Annotated in this window: 16 protein-coding genes; 6 read left to right on the top strand and 10 right to left on the bottom strand. The window is 61.5% G+C overall.

Going from position 1 to position 22266, the window contains the following annotated elements; all coding sequences use genetic code 11:
* Positions 1–21: 21 nt before the first annotated feature.
* The 8 genes from JOE34_RS23095 to JOE34_RS23060 all read right to left on the bottom strand — a co-directional run bounded on the left by JOE34_RS23095 (position 22) and on the right by JOE34_RS23060 (position 8363).
* Positions 22–1680: a BatD family protein gene (locus JOE34_RS23095; protein ID WP_003390716.1), complete on the bottom strand. Its 1659-nt coding sequence runs from the start codon at positions 1678–1680 to the stop codon at positions 22–24.
* Complete coding sequence (locus JOE34_RS23090) at positions 1677–3395, bottom strand: VWA domain-containing protein (protein ID WP_057445225.1); 1719 nt, start codon at positions 3393–3395, stop codon at positions 1677–1679. Before JOE34_RS23090 ends, JOE34_RS23095 begins: the two co-directional genes overlap by 4 nt.
* Positions 3392–4450, bottom strand: coding sequence for a VWA domain-containing protein (locus tag JOE34_RS23085; protein WP_003390707.1), 1059 nt, complete (start codon positions 4448–4450; stop codon positions 3392–3394). The genes JOE34_RS23090 and JOE34_RS23085 overlap by 4 nt, the downstream gene beginning before the upstream one ends.
* The gene (locus JOE34_RS23080) at positions 4443–4937 is read right to left on the bottom strand and encodes a DUF4381 domain-containing protein (protein ID WP_003415732.1); all 495 of its coding nucleotides are present in this window, start codon (positions 4935–4937) and stop codon (positions 4443–4445) included. Before JOE34_RS23080 ends, JOE34_RS23085 begins: the two co-directional genes overlap by 8 nt.
* Entirely contained in the window at positions 4934–5878 is a 945-nt protein-coding gene (locus JOE34_RS23075; RefSeq protein ID WP_003318876.1) for a DUF58 domain-containing protein, read from the bottom strand. Before JOE34_RS23075 ends, JOE34_RS23080 begins: the two co-directional genes overlap by 4 nt.
* A 4-nt stretch (positions 5879–5882) precedes the next feature.
* Positions 5883–6842: a MoxR family ATPase gene (locus JOE34_RS23070; RefSeq protein ID WP_003342804.1), complete on the bottom strand. Its 960-nt coding sequence runs from the start codon at positions 6840–6842 to the stop codon at positions 5883–5885.
* 209 nt (positions 6843–7051) lie between these two features.
* Positions 7052–7798 carry an amidohydrolase family protein gene (locus JOE34_RS23065; protein WP_057445222.1) on the bottom strand — a complete coding sequence of 249 codons (747 nt, stop codon included), beginning with the start codon at positions 7796–7798 and terminating at the stop codon, positions 7052–7054.
* A 205-nt stretch (positions 7799–8003) separates the two neighbouring features.
* The gene (locus JOE34_RS23060) at positions 8004–8363 is read right to left on the bottom strand and encodes a hypothetical protein (RefSeq protein ID WP_003390700.1); all 360 of its coding nucleotides are present in this window, start codon (positions 8361–8363) and stop codon (positions 8004–8006) included.
* A gap of 367 nt (positions 8364–8730) precedes the next feature.
* Between JOE34_RS23060 and JOE34_RS23055 the strand changes: the two genes are divergently transcribed.
* On the top strand, positions 8731–13587 hold the full coding sequence (locus JOE34_RS23055) for an NAD-glutamate dehydrogenase (protein ID WP_057406771.1): 4857 nt from the start codon (positions 8731–8733) through the stop codon (positions 13585–13587).
* An 85-nt stretch (positions 13588–13672) separates the two neighbouring features.
* Here JOE34_RS23055 and mntP read toward each other — a convergent pair whose 3' ends face one another.
* Entirely contained in the window at positions 13673–14245 is a 573-nt protein-coding gene (gene mntP / locus JOE34_RS23050; protein WP_003318883.1) for a manganese efflux pump MntP, read from the bottom strand.
* Positions 14246–14524: 279 nt separating this feature from the next.
* Positions 14525–17125 (bottom strand): bifunctional aconitate hydratase 2/2-methylisocitrate dehydratase, encoded by a 2601-nt coding sequence (gene acnB, locus JOE34_RS23045; protein ID WP_024661529.1) that lies wholly within the window; start codon positions 17123–17125, stop codon positions 14525–14527.
* Between the two features lie 402 nt (positions 17126–17527).
* Here acnB and JOE34_RS23040 point away from each other — a divergent pair, with 402 nt between their 5' ends.
* From JOE34_RS23040 to JOE34_RS23020, 5 genes are all read left to right on the top strand, one after another.
* A complete protein-coding gene (locus tag JOE34_RS23040; protein ID WP_002554470.1) occupies positions 17528–17998 on the top strand; it encodes a DUF1289 domain-containing protein in 471 nt (156 codons plus the stop codon).
* A gap of 84 nt (positions 17999–18082) precedes the next feature.
* Positions 18083–18694, top strand: coding sequence for a tRNA isopentenyl-2-thiomethyl-A-37 hydroxylase MiaE (miaE, locus tag JOE34_RS23035; RefSeq protein WP_003368536.1), 612 nt, complete (start codon positions 18083–18085; stop codon positions 18692–18694).
* A 150-nt stretch (positions 18695–18844) separates the two neighbouring features.
* Complete coding sequence (locus JOE34_RS23030) at positions 18845–19333, top strand: MarR family transcriptional regulator (RefSeq protein ID WP_003318886.1); 489 nt, start codon at positions 18845–18847, stop codon at positions 19331–19333.
* A gap of 72 nt (positions 19334–19405) precedes the next feature.
* Positions 19406–20614: an HlyD family efflux transporter periplasmic adaptor subunit gene (locus JOE34_RS23025; RefSeq protein WP_003390683.1), complete on the top strand. Its 1209-nt coding sequence runs from the start codon at positions 19406–19408 to the stop codon at positions 20612–20614.
* 41 nt (positions 20615–20655) lie between these two features.
* Positions 20656–22215 (top strand): DHA2 family efflux MFS transporter permease subunit, encoded by a 1560-nt coding sequence (locus tag JOE34_RS23020; RefSeq protein ID WP_267872946.1) that lies wholly within the window; start codon positions 20656–20658, stop codon positions 22213–22215.
* The last annotated feature ends 51 nt before the right edge of the window (positions 22216–22266 follow it).

The following is a 22266-nucleotide window of genomic DNA, read 5'->3' as shown; positions in this document are numbered from 1 at the left end:
AGGGGTGTTGCCTGAGCTGCATCATTTGGGATACAGCGGCGGCAACCCGGCATCACCTGCCGGGTCCTGAATATGTTCGGCGGCGGGCAGCTTGCGCACCGCGCGCCAGAGGTCCTCGCCCAGCCACAGCTTGCCGGTTTCGCTGTACAGCGCACCGTTGAGACCGTCCAGAGCATCGGACAGCGGCACGAAACGCGCGGCCATTTCGGCCAGGGTTTCCGGCTGCTGACGTGCCCAGGCGTCGAGCGCCTGACGGGTGCCCTGCGGGTCGTTGGCCAGGCAGGCGCGCTTGAGGTCATCGAGTACGGTACGCGGGCTGGGCCCGGTCTGCACGGCCCGGGCGATTGCCGGCTGTCCACGGGCGCGCCACCACAGGCCGAAACCGAGCAATGTTGTGCAGACCAGCAGCAAGGTGCTCATCTGCCACGGCCAGACTGGCGGGCCGATTACGGTCACGCCGTTTGTGTCGTTGTTCACCGGCGTGTCCACCGCCAGACCCGGGTTGACGCTGATCTGCAGGGTGCGCGCGGGCAGGCTGCTGTGCTCCAGATGATCTTCGCGGGTATTCCACCAGGTCACTTCAACCGCAGGCAGGTCGATTGCGCCGGCGCGGGCGGGCACCAGGGCCTCGCGTTCTTCGCGCGTGCCTATCAGGCCGCGTTCGCTGGGCAGGTTGCGCAGTTGTGGCTGATCCGGGTAACGCCGCAGGCCGGGTACTTCTGTGGGCGGCAAGGGGGGCAGCTGCGCGCCGGCCAGCCCTTCGGCCTTGAGCGTCAGGGTGCGGGTCAGCGAATCGCCGACCTGCGTAGTGCCGGGCTCCGGGCTCCAGTTTTCTTCCAGATTGATACTGCGTGCCGGCAGCCAGGCGACATCGGCCGGGTAGTCGGCAGGCTTGGGCTTGACGGTCAACGGCACTTCGGCGGACTTGACCCGTACCGACCGGCCCGGCTGCGGGCCGAACGGATTGGTGTCCTGGGCTTGCGAACCCTCGGCAGGCGTCTGCACCAGCGTTGCACTGAACACTTGCGCCGGTATCTTCAGCACGCCGCTCTGCTGCGGGTAGATCGCGTAGCGTGTCTCGATCACCCCGTGGCGCACGCCGTTGATCAGCTTTTCGTAGGTGCGCGAATCACCCAGTTTTTCGACCCGCGCGTCCGGCACTTGCAGCGGGCTCAGGCTACTGTCGTCGAACAGTGACACCGAGTGGTAAACGCGCAGGGTCAGCACGGCCTGAGCCTGAACATACACGCTGTCCTGATCCAGGCTCGCTTCGATGAAGATCGATGCCAGATGGTTGCTTTGTTCCTGGGGCTCGCTCTGCAGGACCTGCAGGGTCAGCGGCTGGCTTTTCAGCTCGCCCAGTTGCAGCGACGGAATCAACACGCTTCCGGTCTCGCGGGGCAGCAGGGTCACGATCCAGCGCGTGGTGGCCTGGCTGCTGCCATCCAGGGTTTTCAGGCTGTTGAGCTGACGCGTGTCACGCACCTCGAAACTGCTTTCCAGCGCGCTCATGTCCGGCTTGCCGAACTGCGTCACATCGTCGGTTTCCAGCGTCAGCTCGACGGTCTCCCCGGCGTTGAGGCGCGTGCGGTCAACGCTGGCGGTCAGTTGCGCAGCCTGCAGCGACAAGGTGATCAGGCTCAGCAGCAGGCCGATCAATAAGGTGTACACGCGACTCATCGGGTCTTTTCCTGATGTTGCTGTTCGTAGCGAAATTTGCGCCGCAACAGTTCGCCCGGGTCATCCGGAATCTGCCTCAACCACTGCTCCAGTTCCTGACGTCGCTCACCGGTCATGGGGCTGTCGGCGGACTGCAGCGCAGGGCGGGTAGTCTGTTCGTCGTCGGTCGACTCGCCCGAGGCGGCCTTGCCGCTGTTGTCCGGCGGCAGGCTTTCGCTGGTGCCGGGTTGATCCGATCGGGACGGGTTCTGCTCGGCAGGCGATGCGCTGCTATTGGGGTCTTGCGACGCCTGCTGACCTTCTTCGCCCTGATCGGCCTTGTTCTGTTCGTCTTGGGCAGGCTTCTGCTCATTGGCCTGATCCAGCAGGCTTTGCACCAGCGCCCGATTGGTTTGCGCCGCAGGGAAATCGGGCTGTCGGTCCAGGGCCTGCTCGTAGGCATCCAGTGCCGCTGCCAGCTCGCCGCTGCGGGCCAGGGCATTGCCACGATTGTAGTGGTCGGCGGCGCTGTTGCCTTCGGCAAACTGCCGGGCGGCGCTGGCGTAGTCTTGCGCCTGGTACAACGCCACGCCTTTCCAGCGCGAGTCTTCGAAGCGCTGCGCTGCCTCGGCTGGCCGATGCTGTTCCAGCAGCCGCTGGCCCTGTTGATCGGGACGCAGCCACAGGTCCTGAAACTCGAACGCCTGGCTGTTCTGCGGAAACATGAACATTAGCGGCAGGCAGAACAGCCAGCCGCGCCGACCGGCCAGTGCCGCGATCAGCAACAGCGGCAGCAGCAACCAGTGGCCCTGGTCAGCCCAGGTGTCGAGTTGCACGACCTGGCCGTCGCGGCTCATGTGTCGAGGGCTGGCCAGCAGACCGAGGCTGCGCAAGTCTTCTTCATCGCCGCGTGCCTGACGATAGCTGCCGCCGACCTGATCGGCGAAGTCGTTGAGGCTGGTACTGTCCAGACGCGGCACCAGAATCGCACCCTGATCATCCTTGAGCAGGCTGCCGTTTTCCTGCGTGACCGGCGCGCCTTCGGCCGTGCCGACCCCGAGAATCAACAGCGGCGGCGATTTTCCGCGCAATGCGGCGCGGATGCCCTGACGTTCCTGTTCGCTCAGCGACGAGGTGATCAACAGTATCCGCCCCTGACCCAATGCGCCCTGTTTGAGCAGGTGCAGCGCTTTCTGCACAGCCAGATCGGCGCGCTGGCCGGTCACCGGCATGATCGACGGTCTGATGGCTTCCAGCAGGTTGTGGCTGGTGACCAGATCATCGGACAGCGGCACCAGCGTGTGTGCGCTGCCTGCATAGACAACGATGGCGGTCTGCGCATCGCTGCGTTTTTGCAACAGGTCCAGCAGCTTGCGTCTAGCCTGTTCCAGGCGGGTAGGGGGCGTATCGGTGGCGAGCATCTGCGGGGTGAGTTCGAGAATGACCACCAGCGGATCGACCGGCTTCTGGCTGATCTGTTCGACGCGCTGCCAACTGGGGCCCAGCAAGGCGAAAAGGGCCAGCAACCAGGCGAGCCCCAGCGCGACCCATGGCAGTTTGCTGTTGCTGCCGCGCCCACCGTTGAGCAACACCTCATGAAAGTGAGTGGGCAGCAGCATTTGCCAGCGTCCGGCGCGTTTCTGCCGGTGCCAGAGTCGCCAGATCAGCAGCGCCAGCAAGGGCGTGATCAGCAGCCATTCCGGGCGAAACCAGTGCGGCCAGAGCCCGCTGATCATCGCGACCTCCACAGGCTTTTGCAGCGCTCTCGCCAGTTAATAGAACGCACCGCCGTCAGCAGGCGTTGCACTGCGTTGTTCGGCCACAACTCACGCAGCACCAGCAGCACACTCAATAGCAGCGCTGTCGCCAGTGGCCATTGATAAAGTGCTTGCGCCGGGCGCGCCTGGGTGGGCTGCTGTGCGACCGGCTCCAGGGCATCGAGGGTGGCGCGGATTTTTTCCAGCTGGTCGCCATCGCGCGCGCGGAAATACTGGCCACCGCTGAGGCTGGCGATTTCCTTGAGCGTCGGTTCGTCCAGATCAAGGCTGGGGTTGAGGCCCAGCACGCTTTGCAGCGCGTCCTTGTCCGGGTCCGAGCCGATGCCGATGGGGTAGATTTTTACGCCTTCTTCGGCAGCCAGCCGTGCGGCGGTGATCGGATCGATCTGACCGGCGTTGTTGGCGCCATCGGTGACCAGCACCAGCGCACGACTGGTGGCCGGACGCATACGCAGACGTTTCAGGGCCAGGCCGATGGCATCGCCCAGTGCGGTGTTCTTGCCGGCAATGCCTATCCTCGCCTCGTCGAGCCAGACCCGCACAGTGCGGCGGTCATAGGTCAGTGGCGCCTGGACAAACGCCTGGGTGCCGAACAGGATCAGGCCGACCCTGTCGCCCTTGCGGCCTTCGAGAAAGTCACCGAGCAGTTGTTGCACCAGCACCAGCCGGCTGACTTCATCGCTTTTCCATTGCATGTCCGGGTAGTCCATAGAGCCGGACACGTCGACCGCCACCAGCAGGTCGCGGCCACTGGCAGCTACCGGCAGTGGCTCGCCCAGCCATTGCGGTCGCGCTGTGGCGATCAGCAGCAACAGCCAGATCAACAGAAACGGCGCACGCTGTCTCCACACCGGTAGGTTGGCTTTGGCGCGGCGACCGCTCAGGCCTTCGAGTTCACTGAGAAAGCTGACCTTGAGCGCCGGCTCGCCACTGTCGGCCATGGGCAGCAGGGCGCGCATCAGCCATGGCAATGGCAGCAGGGCGAAGACCCACGGCCAGGCGAACTCAAACATGTTTGCGGATCCAGGTATCGACCGCCTGAGTCAGGCCGGTGATGGCCTTGTCGTCCAGTTTGCACTCGGGCTTGTACGCGCCTTCGACCAGAATCATCCAGCGCGTCAGGCCGGCAGCCGGGCAGCGGTTGTCGAGGAACGCCAGCCATTTGCGGCCGTTGAGGGTATGGCTCTGGCTGTGCGGGTAATGGTTACGGCACAGGCGTTTGAGCAGGCCGTTGATCTGCTGCAGCCAGGCACCGGCCGGCGCGCCGTCGTAGGGTTTCGGCAGGCTGGCCAGTTCCGCCAGCGCGGCGAGGCGAACCGGGTCCAGCGGCTGTTCGCTGCGCACTTTGCGGGCCTTGACCGGCAGCAGTTTGCGCAAGCGCCACAGGCCCCAGCCTGCCACGGGGATTAGCAACAGCAGCAGCCACCAGCCCGGCGCGAGCGGCCAGAAGCCGACGGCTTCGGGCGCAATCAGCGGCTCCAGCTGATCGAGGGGATTCATTTGCGCTTCACCGGACGACGCGCATTGAGGTATTCGCGCAGTTGTTCGACGAGCTCCGCCTGGGTGCTCAATGGCATGAGCAATACCCGCAGCTTCTGCGCCAGCAACTCCCAACGCGCCGTGCGCTCCTCGCCCTGTTGCCGGTAGGCGCGGCGCAGTTCGGGGTTGAGGGTGTCGATCTCCAGTTGCGCGCCGCGTTCGGCAAAACGCAGCAAACCGGCAGCGGGCAGAGCCCGGTCCAGCGGGTCGGACAGCGGCAGCAACAGCAGGTCGCTGTGGCGTGACAGCAGGCTCAGTTGTTGTTCGGCGGCATCGGACAGGGCGCGCTCGTCGCACAGGACGATGACCAGACTGCCGGGGCGCAGCACTTCCCGCGCGCGACGCAGCGCAGTACCGAACGCATCGCGGTCTGGCGGAATCTCGGTATGCAGCGACTGATTGACCCGTACCAGCCGGTTGAGCAACTGCAGCAGGCTTTGTTTGCTGCGTCGCGGCTTGATCTCGTAGTGTTCGTTATCGCCGAACACCAACCCGCCGACCCGGTCGTTGTGTTCCAGCGCCGCCCAGCCGATCAGCGCGGCCGCCTGAGCCGCGAGTACCGACTTGAACATCAGGCCGGAGCCGAAGAACAGCCGTCGGCTCTGTTCCACAAGAATGAAAATGGGCCGTTCGCGTTCCTCATGGAACAGTTTGGTGTGCGGCTCCTGCGTGCGTGCCGTCACGCGCCAGTCGATGCTGCGCACGTCGTCACCGGCCTGATAGACCCGCACCTGATCGAAATCCACGCCACGTCCGCGCAGCTTGGAGTGGTGCAGGCCGATCAGCGGGCTGCGCTGGCTCGGGGTAGAAAACAGCTGCACTTCCCGCACCCGATGACGCATCTCGATCAGCTCGCTGAGGCTGACGCGGATGCCCGGCTGGGGGATCAGGTAGGGTTGCATGGGGTCAGGCGACGGCCACGACGTCGAGGATGCGCTGAATCACGCGATCCTGATCGATACCGGCAGCTTCGGCCTCGAACGACAGGATGACCCGGTGGCGCAAGACATCGAACAGCACCGCCTGAATGTCTTCGGGGCTGACGAAGTCGCGTCCGGCCAGCCAGGCATGCGCACGGGCGCAGCGGTCCAGCGAGATGGAGCCCCGCGGGCTGGCACCGTAGGCAATCCATTCGGCCAGTTCCGGGTCGAACTTGGCCGGGGTACGGGTGGCCATGACCAGTTGCACCAGGTATTCCTCGACCGCATCGGCCATGTACAGGCCAAGGATTTCCTTGCGTGCGGCAAAAATCGCCTGCTGGCTGACGCGGCGCTCCGGCTTGGTTTCGCCATTCAGGGCTTCGCCACGCGCCTGTTGAAGGATCTTGCGTTCGACGGCGGCATCCGGGAAGCCGATCTTGACGTGCATCAAAAAACGGTCGAGCTGGGCTTCGGGCAGCGGGTAGGTGCCTTCCTGCTCGATAGGGTTCTGGGTCGCCATGACCAGAAACAGCGGCGACAGGTCGTAGGTGCTGCGCCCGACACTGACCTGGCGCTCGGCCATGGCTTCGAGCAGCGCCGACTGGACCTTGGCCGGCGCACGGTTGATTTCGTCGGCCAGCACCAGGTTGTGGAAGATCGGCCCTTGCTGGAACACGAAGCTGCCGGTTTCCGGGCGATAGATTTCCGTACCGGTGATGTCTGCAGGCAGCAGGTCGGGGGTGAACTGAATGCGGTGGAACTGGGCTTCGATACCTTCTGCCAGCTCCTTGATGGCCTTGGTCTTGGCCAGGCCGGGAGCGCCTTCGACAAGCATGTGGCCATCGGCAAGCAGGGCAATGAGCAGACGTTCGATCAGCTTTTCCTGGCCAAGGATCTGCGTTGAAAGAAAAGTTCGCAGCGCAATCAGCGCTTCACGATGTTCCATCGGTGACGGTTCCTGGCAGGGCGAACAGCTGTGTCTGACGACTGCTGAGCTGGGGGCGATACTTTAATCCATCCAGGCAGGTATCGACTAACGACTCCCGCGTTTTTTATTGCATTTAGAGAAGTGCCTGTCATTTATGCAGGTATTGTCCTACGTGATCTATGGGGGTCCATGTAGGAAGGTTGGCTCTGGCTCCCGGAGCCACGGCGTCAGAGTCGATAGAAGCTCGCCGCGTTCTCCCACAGCGCCTGACGAGCGCCGCTTTCGCCCAGTGCGTCGATCAACAGTTCGATATCGTCGGGCCGGAAGGGGCGGGGGGCACGGGTCGACGGCAGGTCGGTGCCGAACATCAGGGCATTCGGGTTGGCGGCGTGGATATCCCTGAGGGCCTCGCGCACCGGAAAGTCCACTCGCCCGAAACCACAGGCCTTGATCCGCACACCGCGCTCGGCAAGGCGCAGGACCACGGGCAGCCCTTCGGCACTCAGCCCCAGGTGATCGATGCTGATGGCCGGGAGTTTGCGCAGGCGTGTTTCGATGGGTGCCAGTTCCCGCGAGTCGATGTACAGCTCGGAGTGCCAGCCTACGCGTTCATGGACACGCACGGCCAGTGCCTCCAACTGGTCGAGCTGCTCCGAGCCGCCGCGCTTGAGGTTGAAGCGCAAGGCGCGCACGCCTGCCGCGTTCAGGGTGTCCAGCTCTGCATCGGTGACGCTGGCGGGCAATTGCGTGACACCGACGAAACCCGGTCCCAGCAGGCGCAGCGCCTGAAGCAGATAGCCCTGATCAAAGCCCTGAAAGGAACCGGACACCACCGCGCCACCCTGAACGCCCAGCGGCTGGACCTTCGCAAGGTAGTCAGCGACACCGAACGGCTCCGGCAGATAGCCGTTATTGGCGATCAGCGGGAAATGCGGGTCGATGATGTGGCAGTGGGCGTCGAAAATGCGGTTCATGACGGACTCCTGTTCGGCGAAGTGCTCACTCTAGGCTCTGTACGAAAAGTCGGCGAGCGAAGGTCAGGCGAGGCAAAAACAGGCCAGGAACGGCCGGGGTCGCGTTCGACTCTACGTGTTGTAAATGAGCATTCCGAGCCTGTTTTTAACGAAGCATCACCGAGCGCAGCCACTTTTCGTACAGAGCCTAGCGCTTTTTTGATCATCAGCTGATTGTGCTGGTGTACTCACCGACGTTTTCGAGAATGATCTGTAACGTCTGGTGAACGTCCTGCAACTCGCCTGCATCGGTGGCGTGGAGAATTTCGTACTGATGGTGGCCATCGAGCTGCTTGGCGTCCTGCGCGTCGATTTCCACCAACAGGCGCTTGGCACTGAAGGTGACCTTCAGGCTGGACACGTTCAGTGACTTGTCGTCGCTGACGGTGATTTCCACTTCGTTCTCGTCCGGGAAACGGGTCAGGGAAAACAGCATGCCGTTTTCTGCGTGGCAGCAGAGCAGCGCCATATCGTCGTATTCGTCGTCGCACGGGTTGGCGATGAGGCTGGCGGTCTTGATTTGCATGGGTGGCTCCGGGTCTGTCCAGGTAAGGCGTGAGTGAATTTTGCCAGTCCCGGGCAAATAATGTCGGGCGATATTGGCACCATCGTACGCAGTGTATCGCGACCTGATGACCGAATATGTCGCAGCCTCGTAAGCAGTGTGCGCTCAGCTCTCGTTAAGCTGCATGACGGACAAGTGGTGTACGGTGTCGGGTGCGCGTAGCGTTTTTTCACCGCGCTATACAAATGTGACTACCCTGACACAGCGCGCGTTACTACTTTAGCTTTACACTCGATCAGGTGATGCCCACGCGATTGACTGCAAGGGCACCCTGGTTTCAACACCTTCTTCAAGCCTCCCCAATAAAAGCCAAAGCGGAGTACCACAGATGGCGTTCTTCACCGCAGCCAGCAAGGCCGACTTCCAGCATCAACTGCAAGCGGCACTGGCTCAGCACATCAGCGAACAGGCACTGCCACAAGTGGCGCTGTTTGCCGAGCAATTCTTCGGCATCATTTCTCTCGACGAACTCACCCAGCGGCGGCTCTCCGACCTGGCAGGCTGCACCTTGTCCGCGTGGCGCCTGCTGGAGCGTTTCGAACATGCTCACCCGCAGGTCCGGGTCTACAACCCCGATTACGAGCGCCACGGCTGGCAATCGACTCATACTGCCGTTGAAGTGCTGCATCATGATCTTCCGTTTCTGGTCGACTCCGTACGTACCGAGCTGAACCGCCGCGGCTATAGCATCCACACCCTGCAGACCACCGTGCTGAGCGTGCGTCGCGGGGCTGCTGGCGAATTGCTTGAGCTGCTGCCCAAGGGCACCGCTGGCGACGACGTGCTGCAGGAATCGCTGATGTACCTGGAGATCGACCGCTGCGCCAACGTCAGCGAGTTGAACGTGCTGGCGCGCGAGCTGGAGCAGGTACTTGGCGAAGTACGCGCCGTCGTCGAAGATTTCGGGCCGATGAAAGCGCGTCTGCATGAGTTGCTGGCCAGTATCGATGCCAACGAGTCCAACACCGATGTCGAGGAAAAGGCCGAGATCAAGGTCTTCCTGCAATGGCTGGTGGACAACCACTTCACCTTCCTCGGTTACGAAGAGTTCGAAGTGCGCAACGACGCCGAAGGCGGCCAGTTGGTGTACGACGAGTCGTCCTTCCTCGGGCTGACCCGCCTGCTGCGCCCCGGCCTGACCCGCGAAGAACTGCACATCGAAGATTACGCGGTGAAATACCTGCAGGAACCGGTGTTGCTGTCGTTTGCCAAGGCGGCGCATCCAAGCCGCGTGCACCGTCCGGCGTACCCGGATTACGTTTCGATCCGTCAGATCGACGCGTCGGGCAAGGTCATCAAAGAATGTCGTTTCATGGGCCTGTACACCTCGTCGGTGTATGGCGAGAGCGTGCGGCAGATTCCGTACATCCGTCGCAAGGTCGCTGAGGTCGAGCGTCGCTCCGGTTTCGACGCCAAGGCGCACCTGGGCAAGGAACTGGCGCAGGTGGTCGAAGTACTGCCGCGTGACGACCTTTTCCAGACGCCGGTGGACGAATTGTTCACCACGGTCATGTCCATCGTGCAGATTCAGGAGCGCAACAAGATTCGCGTGTTCCTGCGCAAGGACCCGTACGGCCGCTTCTGCTACTGCCTGGCTTATGTGCCGCGCGACGTGTATTCCACCGAAGTACGCCAGAAGATCCAGCAGGTCCTGATGGACCGCCTCAAGGCCAGCGATTGCGAGTTCTGGACGTTCTTCTCTGAATCGGTGCTGGCGCGTGTGCAGTTGATTCTGCGCGTAGACCCGAAGATCAACCTGGACATCGACGTCGCCCAACTGGAAAACGAAGTTATTCAGGCGTGCCGTTCGTGGAAGGACGACTACGCCAGTCTGGTGGTCGAAAGCTTCGGTGAAGCCCACGGCACCAACGTGCTGGCCGACTTCCCGAAAGGCTTCCCGGCGGGCTACCGCGAGCGCTTTGCGGCGCATTCGGCAGTCGTCGACATGCAGCACGTACTGAGCCTCAGCGAAGCCAATCCGCTGGTGATGAGCTTCTACCAGCCACTGGCCGGTGGCCGCCAGCAATTGCATTGCAAGCTGTATCACGCCGACACACCGCTGGCGTTGTCCGACGTGTTGCCGATTCTGGAAAACCTTGGCCTGCGCGTGCTGGGCGAGTTTCCGTACCGCCTGCACCATGCCAACGGTCGCGAGTTCTGGATTCACGATTTCGCCTTTACCTACGGCGAAGGACTGAACCTCGATATCCAGCAGCTCAATGACACCCTCCAGGATGCGTTCGTGCACATCGTGCGCGGCGATGCCGAAAACGATGCGTTCAACCGTCTGGTGCTCACCGCCGGCCTGCCGTGGCGCGATGTGGCGCTGCTGCGTGCCTATGCGCGTTATCTGAAGCAGATTCGTCTGGGCTTTGACCTGGGTTACATCGCCACCACGCTGAACAATCACACCGACATCGCCCGCGAGCTGACGCGTCTGTTCAAGACCCGCTTCTATCTGGCGCGCAAGCTGGGTTCCGACGATCTCGACGACAAGCAGCTGCGTCTGGAACAGGCGATTCTGACTGCGCTGGACGACGTGCAGGTGCTCAACGAAGACCGCATCCTGCGTCGTTATCTGGACTTGATCAAAGCCACGCTGCGGACCAACTTCTATCAGGCCGATGCCAACGGGCAGAGCAAGAGCTATTTCAGCTTCAAGTTCAACCCGCGCCTGATTCCCGAACTGCCCAAGCCGGTGCCCAAGTTTGAAATCTTCGTCTATTCGCCGCGTGTCGAAGGCGTGCATCTGCGCTTCGGCAACGTGGCGCGTGGCGGCCTGCGCTGGTCGGACCGCGAGGAAGACTTCCGTACCGAAGTGCTGGGCCTGGTAAAAGCCCAGCAGGTTAAGAACTCGGTCATTGTGCCGGTAGGTGCCAAGGGCGGCTTCGTGCCGCGTCGCCTGCCGACCACCGGCAACCGCGACGAAGTGCAGGCCGAGGCAATCGCTTGCTACCGCATCTTCATCTCCGGGCTGCTGGACATCACCGACAACCTTAAGGAAGGCGCGCTGGTGCCGCCGGTCAACGTCGTGCGTCATGACGATGATGACCCTTATCTGGTGGTGGCCGCCGACAAGGGCACGGCAACGTTCTCCGACATCGCCAACGGCATTGCCATCGACTACGGCTTCTGGCTGGGCGACGCCTTCGCTTCCGGTGGTTCTGCCGGTTACGATCACAAGAAGATGGGCATCACCGCCAAGGGCGCATGGGTGGGCGTGCAGCGTCACTTCCGTGAGCGCGACATCAATGTGCAGCAGGACAGCATCAGCGTGATCGGTATCGGCGACATGGCCGGTGACGTGTTCGGCAACGGCCTGCTGATGTCTGACAAGCTGCAACTGGTCGCAGCGTTCAATCACCTGCACATCTTCATCGATCCGAATCCGGACCCGGCCACCAGCTTTGCAGAGCGTCAGCGCCTGTTCAATCTGCCGCGCTCGTCCTGGACCGACTACGACACCAGCATCATGTCCGCTGGCGGCGGGATCTTCCCGCGCAGCCTGAAAAGTATCGCCATCACCGAACAGATGAAGGCGCGCTTCGACATCAAGGCTGACAAGCTGACCCCGACCGAACTGCTGAACGCTTTGCTCAAGGCACCGGTCGATCTGTTGTGGAACGGCGGTATCGGCACCTACGTGAAGTCCAGCGATGAGTCGCACGCTGATGTCGGCGACAAGGCCAACGATGCGCTGCGCGTCGACGGCAACGAGCTGCGTTGCAAGGTGGTGGGCGAGGGCGGCAACCTGGGCATGACCCAGCTGGGCCGTGTCGAGTTCGGCCTCAATGGCGGCGCGACCAACACCGACTTCATCGACAACGCGGGCGGTGTGGACTGCTCCGATCACGAAGTGAACATCAAGATCCTGCTCAACGAAGTGGTGCAGGCCGGTGACATGACCGAGAAGCAGCGCAATCAGCTGCTCGAAAGCATGACCGACGAAGTCGGCCACCTGGTGCTGGGCAACAACTACAAGCAGACTCAGGCGTTGTCGCTGGCAGCCCGTCGCGCTTACGAGCGGATTGCCGAATACAAGCGTCTGATGAGTGACCTGGAGGCGCGTGGCAAGCTTGATCGCGCCATCGAGTTCCTGCCTGCTGAAGAGCAGATTGCCGAGCGGATTGCGGCCAAGCAGGGCTTGAGTCGTGCCGAGCTGTCGGTGTTGATCTCGTACAGCAAGATCGACCTTAAGGAAGCGTTGCTGGAATCCCGTGTGCCGGATGACGACTATCTGGCGCGTGATATGGAAACCGCGTTCCCGCCTTCGCTGGGCGCCAAGTTTTCCACGGCCATGCGCGGCCATCGCCTGAAGCGCGAGATCGTCAGCACGCAGATCGCCAACGATCTGGTCAACCACATGGGCATCACCTTCGTGCAGCGGCTCAAAGAGTCGACCGGCATGAGCGCTGCTGCGGTGGCCGGTGCCTACGTGATCGTGCGTGACATCTTCCACCTGCCGCACTGGTTCCGTCAGATCGAGGCACTGGACTACAAGGTTTCGGCCGAAGTCCAACTGGCGCTGATGGACGAGTTGATGCGTCTGGGGCGTCGTGCAACGCGCTGGTTCCTGCGTAGCCGTCGCAATGAGCTGGACGCCGGTCGTGACGTGGCACACTTCGGTCCGCACCTCGCTGCACTGGGCCTCAAGCTTGACGAGCTGCTAGAAGGTCCGACCCGCGAGATCTGGCAAACGCGTTATCAGGCGTATGTCGAAGCCGGTGTGCCGGAACTGCTGGCGCGCATGGTCGCCGGTACGACGCATCTGTACACACTGTTGCCGATCATCGAAGCCTCCGACGTGACCGGGCAGAATGCTGCCGACGTCGCCAAGGCATACTTCGCCGTCGGCAGTGCGCTGGACATTACCTGGTACCTGCAGCAGATCAGCAGTCTGCCGGTGGAAAACAACTGGCAGGCGCTGGCGCGTGAAGCGTTCCGGGACGATGTCGACTGGCAACAGCGGGCAATCACCGTGTCGGTTCTGCAGATGGCCGATGGTCCTTCGGAAATCGATGCGCGTCTGGCCCTGTGGCTGGAGCAGCACACACTGATGGTCGAGCGCTGGCGTGCCATGCTGGTCGAGCTGCGTGCGGCAAGCGGCACGGATTACGCAATGTACGCCGTTGCCAATCGCGAACTGCTGGACCTGGCCATGAGCGGGCAGGGCATTACCGTGTAACCAGGCTGTAAAGCTGTACCCATAAAAAACCCGCATCGAAAGATGCGGGTTTTTTTATGTCTGACTGATAGGTTCGATCAGCCGCTTACTGCGCAGCCGACAGGTGCTCGTAAAGAATCGTCGCACCCACCACGATCAACACGATACCGCCAATGATTTCAGCGCGTTTGCCGACCATGGTGCCCAGCACCCGGCCCAGCATCACGCCGATGGTGACCATGACCGTGGTCGCGAGGCCGATGGCCAGGGCGGCAACCACGATATTGACGTCGACAAACGCCAGGCCTACGCCGACTGCCAGTGCATCGATACTGGTGGCGAATGCGGTAACGGCGAGAATCCAGAAAGAATGCTGCCCCGGCTTTTCCTGCTCTTCGTCATCGTCGTGCTTGATGCCGTTGTAGATCATGTGCAGGCCGAGCACCAGCAACAGCGTGAAGGCGATCCAGTGATCCCAGCTCTCGGCGAAGCGCGCAGCCACCTGGCCAATGCCCCAGCCGATGACCGGCGTGATGGTTTCGATGGCGCCGAATATAAGGCCCGTGCGCAACGCTTCGAGAAAGCGCGGTTTATGCAGGCTTGCTCCTTTACCAAGGGCCGCAGCAAAGGCGTCCGTGGACATGGCAAGCGCGAGAAAGAGGAGGGAAATCGGATTCACGGTTATATCCAGTCGGGCTATGAGTCAACGACGCAACCACACGCCCGACTTTAGGCATGGATGCATCGTTGGTCTCGCCAACCAGAAGGTGTTCGCACCACGGCATGCTGCCGAGAATGTTGATACGAACGCTCTGTGACCGGAGTCACGAGCAGGCTACTCCCCAACAAGGGCCGCCACTATAGCCATGTGAATGTGAAAAATATATGTACGAGGCCGGGTGAGGGCAAAAAAAACCCCATCACGAGGATGGGGTTCTTCTGATGCCTGCTTTCGTGCTTACACTTGAACAGCCGGGATGTTGGCGTTCGCAGCGGCTTCACGGAACTCGGCGATCTGATCGAAGCTCAGGTAGCGGTACACGTCCGCTGCCATGGTGTCGATCTGGTTGGCGTAGCCCATGTACTCTTCGACCGTCGGCAGACGACCCAGAATCGAGGCAACGGACGCCAGCTCGGCCGAGGCCAGGTAGACGTTCGCGCCGTCACCCAGACGGTTCGGGAAGTTACGGGTCGACGTCGACACCACGGTCGCGTTCGGTTCCACGCGTGCCTGGTTACCCATGCACAGCGAGCAGCCCGGCATTTCCATGCGTGCGCCAGCCTTGCCGTAGATGCCGTAGTAGCCTTCCTCGGTCAACTGGTGAGCGTCCATCTTGGTCGGCGGCGACAGCCACAGACGCGTCGGCAGTTGGCCCTTGACCTGATCCAGCAACTTGCCCGCAGCGCGGAAGTGGCCGATGTTGGTCATGCAGGAGCCGATGAACACTTCGTCGATCTTCTCGCCCTGTACCGAAGACAGCAGGCGCGCATCGTCCGGATCGTTCGGCGCGCAGAGCACAGGCTCCTTGACGTCGGCCAGATCGATTTCGATGATTTCGGCGTACTCGGCGTCCTTGTCGGCTTCCAGCAGCTCCGGGTTGGCAACCCAGGCTTCCATCGCCTGAGCACGACGCTCCAGGGTGCGAGGATCACCGTAACCCTGTTCGATCATCCAGCGCAGCAGGGTGATGTTCGAATTCAGGTATTCGATGATCGGCTCTTTGGCCAGCTTGATGGTGCAACCGGCAGCCGAACGTTCGGCAGAGGCGTCGGACAGCTCGAAAGCCTGTTCGATGCTCAGGTTGTCGAGGCCTTCGATCTCCAGAATGCGACCGGAGAATGCGTTCTTCTTGCCTTTCTTCTCTACGGTCAGCAGGCCAGCCTGAATCGCGTAGTAAGGAATGGCGTGAACCAGATCGCGCAGGGTGATGCCAGGTTGCATCTTGCCCTTGAAGCGAACCAGGATCGATTCAGGCATGTCCAGCGGCATTACACCCGTTGCAGCAGCGAACGCCACCAGGCCGGAACCGGCCGGGAAGGAGATACCGATCGGGAAGCGGGTGTGCGAGTCGCCACCGGTACCGACGGTGTCGGGCAGCAGCATGCGGTTCAGCCAGCTGTGGATGATGCCGTCGCCCGGACGCAGGGAAACGCCGCCGCGGGTCATGATGAAGTCAGGCAGCGTGTGGTGCGTCTTGACGTCGATCGGCTTCGGATAGGCCGCGGTGTGGCAGAACGACTGCATGACCAGGTCGGTCGAGAAGCCCAGGCACGCCAGGTCTTTCAGTTCGTCGCGAGTCATCGGGCCAGTGGTGTCCTGGGAACCGACGGTGGTCATCTTCGGTTCGCAATAGGTACCCGGACGAACGCCCGCTACGCCGCATGCCTTGCCGACCATCTTCTGCGCCAGGGTGTAGCCCTTGGTGCTTTCGGCTGGCTGGTCAGGTGTCTTGAACAGGTCGAACTCCGGCAGGCCCAGTTCGGCGCGAGCCTTGCTGGTCAGGCCACGGCCGATGATCAGTGGAATACGGCCGCCAGCGCGGACTTCGTCGAGCAGCACCGGGGTCTTCATTTCGAAGGTGGTGATGACTTCGTCGCTGTCGTGCTTGCAGACCTTGCCAGCGTAGGGATAGACGTCGATCACGTCACCCATGTTGATGTTCGAGACATCGAATTCGATCGGCAGAGCGCCTGCATCTTCCATGGTGTTGTAGAAGATCGGGGCAATTTTGCTGCCGAAGCAGAAACCGCCGGCACGCTTGTTCGGGACGTAAGGGACGTCGTCGCCGAAGAACCAGAGTACCGAGTTGGTCGCCGATTTACGCGAGGAACCGGTACCGACCACGTCACCGACGTAGGCAATCGGGAAGCCCTGACCGCGCATTTCTTCGATCTGCTTCATCGGGCCGATGGCGCCCTGAACGTCAGGAACGATGCCGTCACGGGCCATTTTCAGCATGGCCAGTGCGTGCAGCGGGATGTCTGGACGCGACCAGGCATCAGGGGCAGGGGACAGGTCGTCGGTATTGGTTTCGCCGGTAACCTTGAAGACGCGCAGGCTGATCTTGTCGGCCAGCGTCGGACGCTTCTTGAACCACTCGCCGTCAGCCCAGGACTGCAGAACAGCCTTGGCGTGGGCATTGCCGCTCTTGGCTTTTTCGGCCACATCGTGGAAGGCGTCGAACATCAGCAGGGTGTGCTTGAGTTGTTCGGCAGCGACCGGCGCGAGGGTGGCGTCGTCGAGCAGTTCAACCAGGGTGACGATGTTGTAGCCACCTTGCATGGTGCCGAGCAGTTCGGTGGCGCGTTTTCTGTCGATCAGGGGAGAAGTGGCTTCGCCCTTGGCCAGGGCAGACAGGAAGCCGGCCTTGACGTAGGCAGCTTCGTCAACGCCTGGCGGAACGCGATTGGTGATCAGATCGACAAGGAAAGCTTCTTCGCCAGCCGGGGGATTCTTCAGCAGCTCGACCAGGCCTGCAGTTTGTTCGGCGTTAAGCGGCTGGGGCACGATGCCCTGGGCGGCACGCTCTTCGATATGTTTACGGTAGGCTTCAAGCACAGTATTAACCCTCATCAGTGGTCCCAAATGGGTGTCCGGGACGCTCATCCAGAAATCGCCCGTACCCACGCAAGGCTTATTGAGCCTTGTTGGCAGGGTGTCGGTGATTCCTAACAGAAGCTGTTTTCAAAGTTTTACGCCTGCAGGGCGGGGGGAGTGGCGGTCGACACGGCCATTCGTGATGAGGGAATGGCCTGTCGACGCCGCACTGCGGGATTAACTTGACTGTGCTCGTGACGCTTTGAAAACAGCTTCCAACGGACATTGGCGCCTTAAAAGGCTCGCTGATTCTACGCCAAAACTTTGCCAAAGGTAAGTTAGCCCCTACATCTTCGGGGGTGAACTTGCTTAGACAAAGGGCTAACATGAGCCCTTGTTTCGCCTTCCCCAGTCCTGCCTGACATGCCCGATTACATTATCAAAACCCCCTGCGTCGGCCTTTGCTCCACTGTTTACGGGGATCTGGTGTGCCGTGGCTGCAAGCGCTTCCACCACGAGGTCATCCACTGGAACGGCTACAACGAAGACGAAAAAAGAGCCGTCTGGCTGCGCCTGGAGCAACTGCTGGTCCAGGTGATGACTGCCAAGCTCGAAGTCTTCGATGCCGACAAGCTGCGTGCGCAGCTCACCCAGCGCAAGATCCGCTTTGTGCCGCACCAGTCCGAATATTGCTGGGCTTACCAGTTGATCGCCCGTGGCGCGCGGGTCATCAGCCAGGTCGAGGCCTACGGTTTCGTGCTGTTGCCGGAGTTTCGCGACTGGACGCTGCCGGAACTGCGCGATGCGATCGACCGCGAGTTTTTCCTGCTGTCCGAGGCGCACTATCAGCGCTATATCGCGCCAGGGTTTCTGCGCGACGCATTCGGCGCCTGACAAACCCGGCATGCTTTTGTGTCGCGAGGCATCGTTGCTGCTCGTATAATGCGCGGCCGTGCCTCTCCGTCATTCTGTGAGCCTATGTACCCGATCCCTGAAATCGAAGCCTTTCTGCTTTGCCGCACACCCGACAGCTGGGTCCAGGCCGCGCTGCGCAATCTGGACATCCTGCTGATCGACCATGCGAACAACGAGAAGAAGGCCGCCGGGGCTGCGTTCCAGTTCATGTTTCAGTACAACGACAAGTTCGACCTGTTGAGCAAGATGTCACGTCTGGCCCGGGAAGAGCTGCGCCATTTCGAGCAAGTCATCAGCATTATCAGAAAGCGCCAGATCCCCATGGCCAACATCAGCTCGGCCCGCTATGCCGGAGCGCTGCGCAAGCTGGTGCGCAATCACAACCCGTACCGGCTCACCGATGCGCTGATCGTCGGTGCCATTGTCGAGGCTCGTTCTTGTGAGCGCTTTGCCGCGCTGGTGCCGCATCTGGACGAAGAGCTGGCCAAATTCTATGGCGGTTTGCTGAAGTCCGAAGCGCGGCACTTTCAGGACTACCTCAAGCTGGCTTACAGCTACGGCGACAAGGCTGATGTCGATGCCAAGATCGAGGAGATCCGTCTGGCCGAGCGTGAGCTGATCGAAAGCCCTGACGAAGAGTTCCGTTTTCACAGTGGCGTACCTGTCGCCGCCTGATTCCTCTCGCGTTCCCTCCAAAAACGACCGTCTTGCCAGCGGTCGTTTTTTTATGGGCATTTAGTAAGCAAGCTAATAAATGCTTTGACAACGGCTGCCTAGGCAGTAATATTTTGCAATCACTGCTTAGGCAGCTATCTTGGTCAATTCATGAAACATTTCAGCCCCGACAATTTTGAATCCAGCCTTATCGGGCTGCTGGTCGGTCGTACCAATGCGCTCAAAGACCGCATGCTCGACAAGTACCTGCTGCCCTATGACGTGACGTTCGCGCAGTTCAAGGTGCTGATCATCATTGCCCAGTTTTCTACCGATACCCCTGTGGAATTGTGTCGGCACCTGTCGCTGGACAGCGGTTCGATGACCCGCATGCTCGATCGCCTGGAACAGAAAGGGCTGGTGGTGCGCCAGCGCTCCGCGACCGATCGTCGTCAGGTGCGTCTGGCACTGACCGAGCAGGGGCAGGCGCTCTGCGATCTGCTGCCGCAGATTGGCGCGGACGCGATGAACGACACGTTCGCGGCGCTCGACAGTGACGAGGTCGAGAGCCTGAAAAGAATTCTCACCAAGGTGCTGGTGGCGGCTGATGACCACATCACCCTGACTCGTTTGAGCTTCAACCCCAAAGCTAAACGCTGAGCGGCCGACGCATTGGCAGGCGTGAGCCTGATCGCCGTCGTTCCGTCGCTTCGCTGATTAAAGGTAACTGCCATGGCCACTGCTGCCGCTGAAAACACATCTGCCCCGGCCCCTGAACAGGAGCCGAAGTCCGGCAAGCGCAAGTTCATGCTGATCGGGCTTGCCATTGTCGTGGTCATCCTCGCACTGGGCATCTGGGCCTGGTACGAGATCTACGGCCAATGGAGCGAAGAGACCGACGACGCCTATGTCAATGGCAACGTGGTCGAAATCACCCCGCTGGTCACCGGAACCGTCATCAGTATTGGTGCGGACGACGGTGATCTGGTGCACGCAGGGCAGGTTCTGCTCAAGTTCGACCCGAGCGATGCCGAAGTTTCGCTGCAAAGCGCCGAGGCCAATCTGGGCAAGGTTGTGCGCCAGGTGCGCGGCCTCTACAGCAACGTCGATGGCATGAAAGCGCAGTTGGCCGCACAGCGTGCTGCGGTGCAGACCGCTCAGGACAACTACAACCGTCGTCGCAGCCTCGCAGCCGGCGGGGCGATTTCCCAGGAAGAGCTGTCGCACGCCAGAGACAGCCTGACCAGCGCGCAGAGCGCCCTGAACAACATTCAGCAGCAGTTGAGCACTAGCGTGGCACTGGTCGATGACACCGTGGTGTCCTCGCACCCGGACGTCAAGGCCGCCGCCGCGCAGTTGCGTCAGGCCTACCTGGCCAACGCGCGTTCGACGCTGGTGGCACCGGTCACCGGTTACGTCGCCAAGCGCACCGTGCAGTTGGGGCAGCGCATTCAACCGGGCACTGCAACCATGGCGGTCATTCCGCTGGACCAGTTGTGGATCGATGCCAACTTCAAGGAAACCCAACTGGGCAAGATGCGCATTGGTCAGCCGGTGGAGATCAGCTCCGACCTGTATGGCAGCGATGTGAAGTACAACGGCACCATCGACAGTCTGGGGGCCGGCACCGGCAGTGCCTTTGCATTGCTGCCTGCGCAGAACGCCACTGGCAACTGGATCAAGATTGTCCAGCGTGTGCCGGTGCGGGTGCACATCAATCCTGAAGAGCTGGCGAAGTACCCATTGCGCATCGGCCTGTCGACCACGGTTGAGGTCAACCTGCACGACCAGAGCGGCCCGGTCCTGGCGCAACAGCCGCGCAAGCAGGCCGCTTTCAGCACTCAGGTGTACACCGAGCAACTGGCTGACGCCGACGCGCTGATCGCCCGCCTGATTCACGAGAACAGTGCGCCCGGTGGCAAGACTGCCGTTCAGCGCTGAACCGCTAATCCGTGAGCCCCGGCCGCCGGTCGGGGTGTCGCATTCGTCTCCAGGGATTCGCGATGAGCAACAACGCCCCCGCTTCTTTTACCCCGCCAAGCCTGCTGCTGTGCACCATCGGTCTGTCGCTGGCGACCTTCATGCAGGTGCTCGATACCACGATTGCCAACGTGGCGCTGCCGACCATCGCCGGCAACCTGGGGGTCAGTTCGGAGCAGAGCACCTGGGTGATCACCTCGTTTGCGGTCAGCAACGCGATTGCCTTGCCGCTGACCGGTTGGCTCAGTCGTCGCTTCGGTGAGGTCAAGCTGTTCCTGTGGGCCACCATTCTGTTCGTGATCGCTTCGTTTCTGTGCGGCATTTCCCAGTCCATGCCGGAACTGGTGGGCTTCCGGGCGCTGCAGGGGATGGTCGCCGGTCCGCTGTATCCGATGAGCCAGACCCTGCTGATTGCTGTGTACCCGCCCGTCAAAAGGGGCATGGCCCTGGCATTGCTGGCGATGGTGACGGTGGTGGCGCCCATTGCCGGGCCGATCCTCGGTGGCTGGATCACCGACAGCTATAGCTGGCCGTGGATCTTCTTCATCAACATCCCCATCGGCCTGTTCGCCGTGTTGGTGGTACGTAGCCAAATGGCCAAAAGGCCGGTCAGCACAGCCCGCCAACCGCTGGACTACATTGGCCTGCTGGCGCTGATTATCGGTGTGGGCGCGCTGCAGATAGTGCTCGACAAGGGTAATGATCTGGACTGGTTCGAGTCGAACTTCATCATCTTCGGTTCGCTGATTTCGCTGGTCGCGCTGACCTTCTTCGTCATCTGGGAAATGACCGACAAGCACCCGATCGTCAACCTGCGCCTGTTTGCCTACCGCAATTTCCGCATCGGCACGCTGGTCATGATCGGCGGCTATTCCGGCTTCTTCGGCATCAACCTGATCTTGCCGCAGTGGTTGCAGACCCAGATGGGCTATACCGCGACCTGGGCGGGGCTGGCCGTCGCCCCGATTGGCATTCTGCCGGTACTGATGTCGCCCTTTGTCGGCAAGTACGCGCACAAGTTCGACTTGCGTCTACTGGCCGGGCTGGCGTTCCTGGCGATGGGGCTGAGCTGCTTCATGCGTGCAGGCTTCAACACCGACGTGGATTTCGAACACGTGGCGATGGTGCAACTGTTCATGGGCATCGGCGTGGCGCTGTTCTTCATGCCCACTCTGAGTATTCTGCTGTCCGACCTGCCGCCCAATCAGATCGCCGATGGATCTGGACTGGCAACCTTCCTGCGCACCCTGGGCGGCAGCTTCGCAGCCTCGCTGACCACCTGGATCTGGATCCGCCGCGCCAACCAGCATCACGCCTACCTGAGCGAAAACATCAGCACCTTCGACCCCGCCACCCGCCACGCCCTCGACAGCCTGGGCGGCGCGAGCCCACAAGCCTACGCGCAACTGGAACGCACCCTCAACGCCCAGGCCTACATGATGTCCACCGTGGATTACTTCTACTTGCTGGGCTGGATATTCGCAGGACTGATCCTGCTCGTCTGGCTGGCCAAACCCCCATTCGCCGCCAAGGCCGGGCCTGCGGCAGGCGGCGGGCATTGAGATGGGTTTCTCGTGCCAATGGGGTGGCATGCAGTTTGTGACTGCTTCAAC

Origin of the sequence: Pseudomonas sp. PvP028, from assembly GCF_017832255.1 — a bacterium.
Classification (GTDB): domain Bacteria; phylum Pseudomonadota; class Gammaproteobacteria; order Pseudomonadales; family Pseudomonadaceae; genus Aquipseudomonas; species Aquipseudomonas syringae.
The sequence above is the reverse complement of the archived record's forward strand: the minus strand, read 5'-3'. Positions and strand labels throughout refer to the sequence as shown.

Bases quoted from the DNA above. Each gene is read 5' to 3' on its own strand.
- JOE34_RS23095 (WP_003390716.1), bottom strand. From the start codon at position 1,680: ATGAGTCGCGTGTACACCTTATTGATCGGCCTGCTGCTGAGCCTGATC.
- JOE34_RS23090 (WP_057445225.1), bottom strand. From the start codon at position 3,395: ATGATCAGCGGGCTCTGGCCGCACTGGTTTCGCCCGGAATGGCTGCTG.
- JOE34_RS23085 (WP_003390707.1), bottom strand. From the start codon at position 4,450: ATGTTTGAGTTCGCCTGGCCGTGGGTCTTCGCCCTGCTGCCATTGCCA.
- JOE34_RS23080 (WP_003415732.1), bottom strand. From the start codon at position 4,937: ATGAATCCCCTCGATCAGCTGGAGCCGCTGATTGCGCCCGAAGCCGTC.
- JOE34_RS23075 (WP_003318876.1), bottom strand. From the start codon at position 5,878: ATGCAACCCTACCTGATCCCCCAGCCGGGCATCCGCGTCAGCCTCAGC.
- JOE34_RS23070 (WP_003342804.1), bottom strand. From the start codon at position 6,842: ATGGAACATCGTGAAGCGCTGATTGCGCTGCGAACTTTTCTTTCAACG.
- JOE34_RS23065 (WP_057445222.1), bottom strand. From the start codon at position 7,798: ATGAACCGCATTTTCGACGCCCACTGCCACATCATCGACCCGCATTTC.
- JOE34_RS23060 (WP_003390700.1), bottom strand. From the start codon at position 8,363: ATGCAAATCAAGACCGCCAGCCTCATCGCCAACCCGTGCGACGACGAA.
- JOE34_RS23055 (WP_057406771.1), top strand. From the start codon at position 8,731: ATGGCGTTCTTCACCGCAGCCAGCAAGGCCGACTTCCAGCATCAACTG.
- JOE34_RS23040 (WP_002554470.1), top strand. From the start codon at position 17,528: ATGCCCGATTACATTATCAAAACCCCCTGCGTCGGCCTTTGCTCCACT.
- miaE (WP_003368536.1), top strand. From the start codon at position 18,083: ATGTACCCGATCCCTGAAATCGAAGCCTTTCTGCTTTGCCGCACACCC.
- JOE34_RS23030 (WP_003318886.1), top strand. From the start codon at position 18,845: ATGAAACATTTCAGCCCCGACAATTTTGAATCCAGCCTTATCGGGCTG.
- JOE34_RS23025 (WP_003390683.1), top strand. From the start codon at position 19,406: ATGGCCACTGCTGCCGCTGAAAACACATCTGCCCCGGCCCCTGAACAG.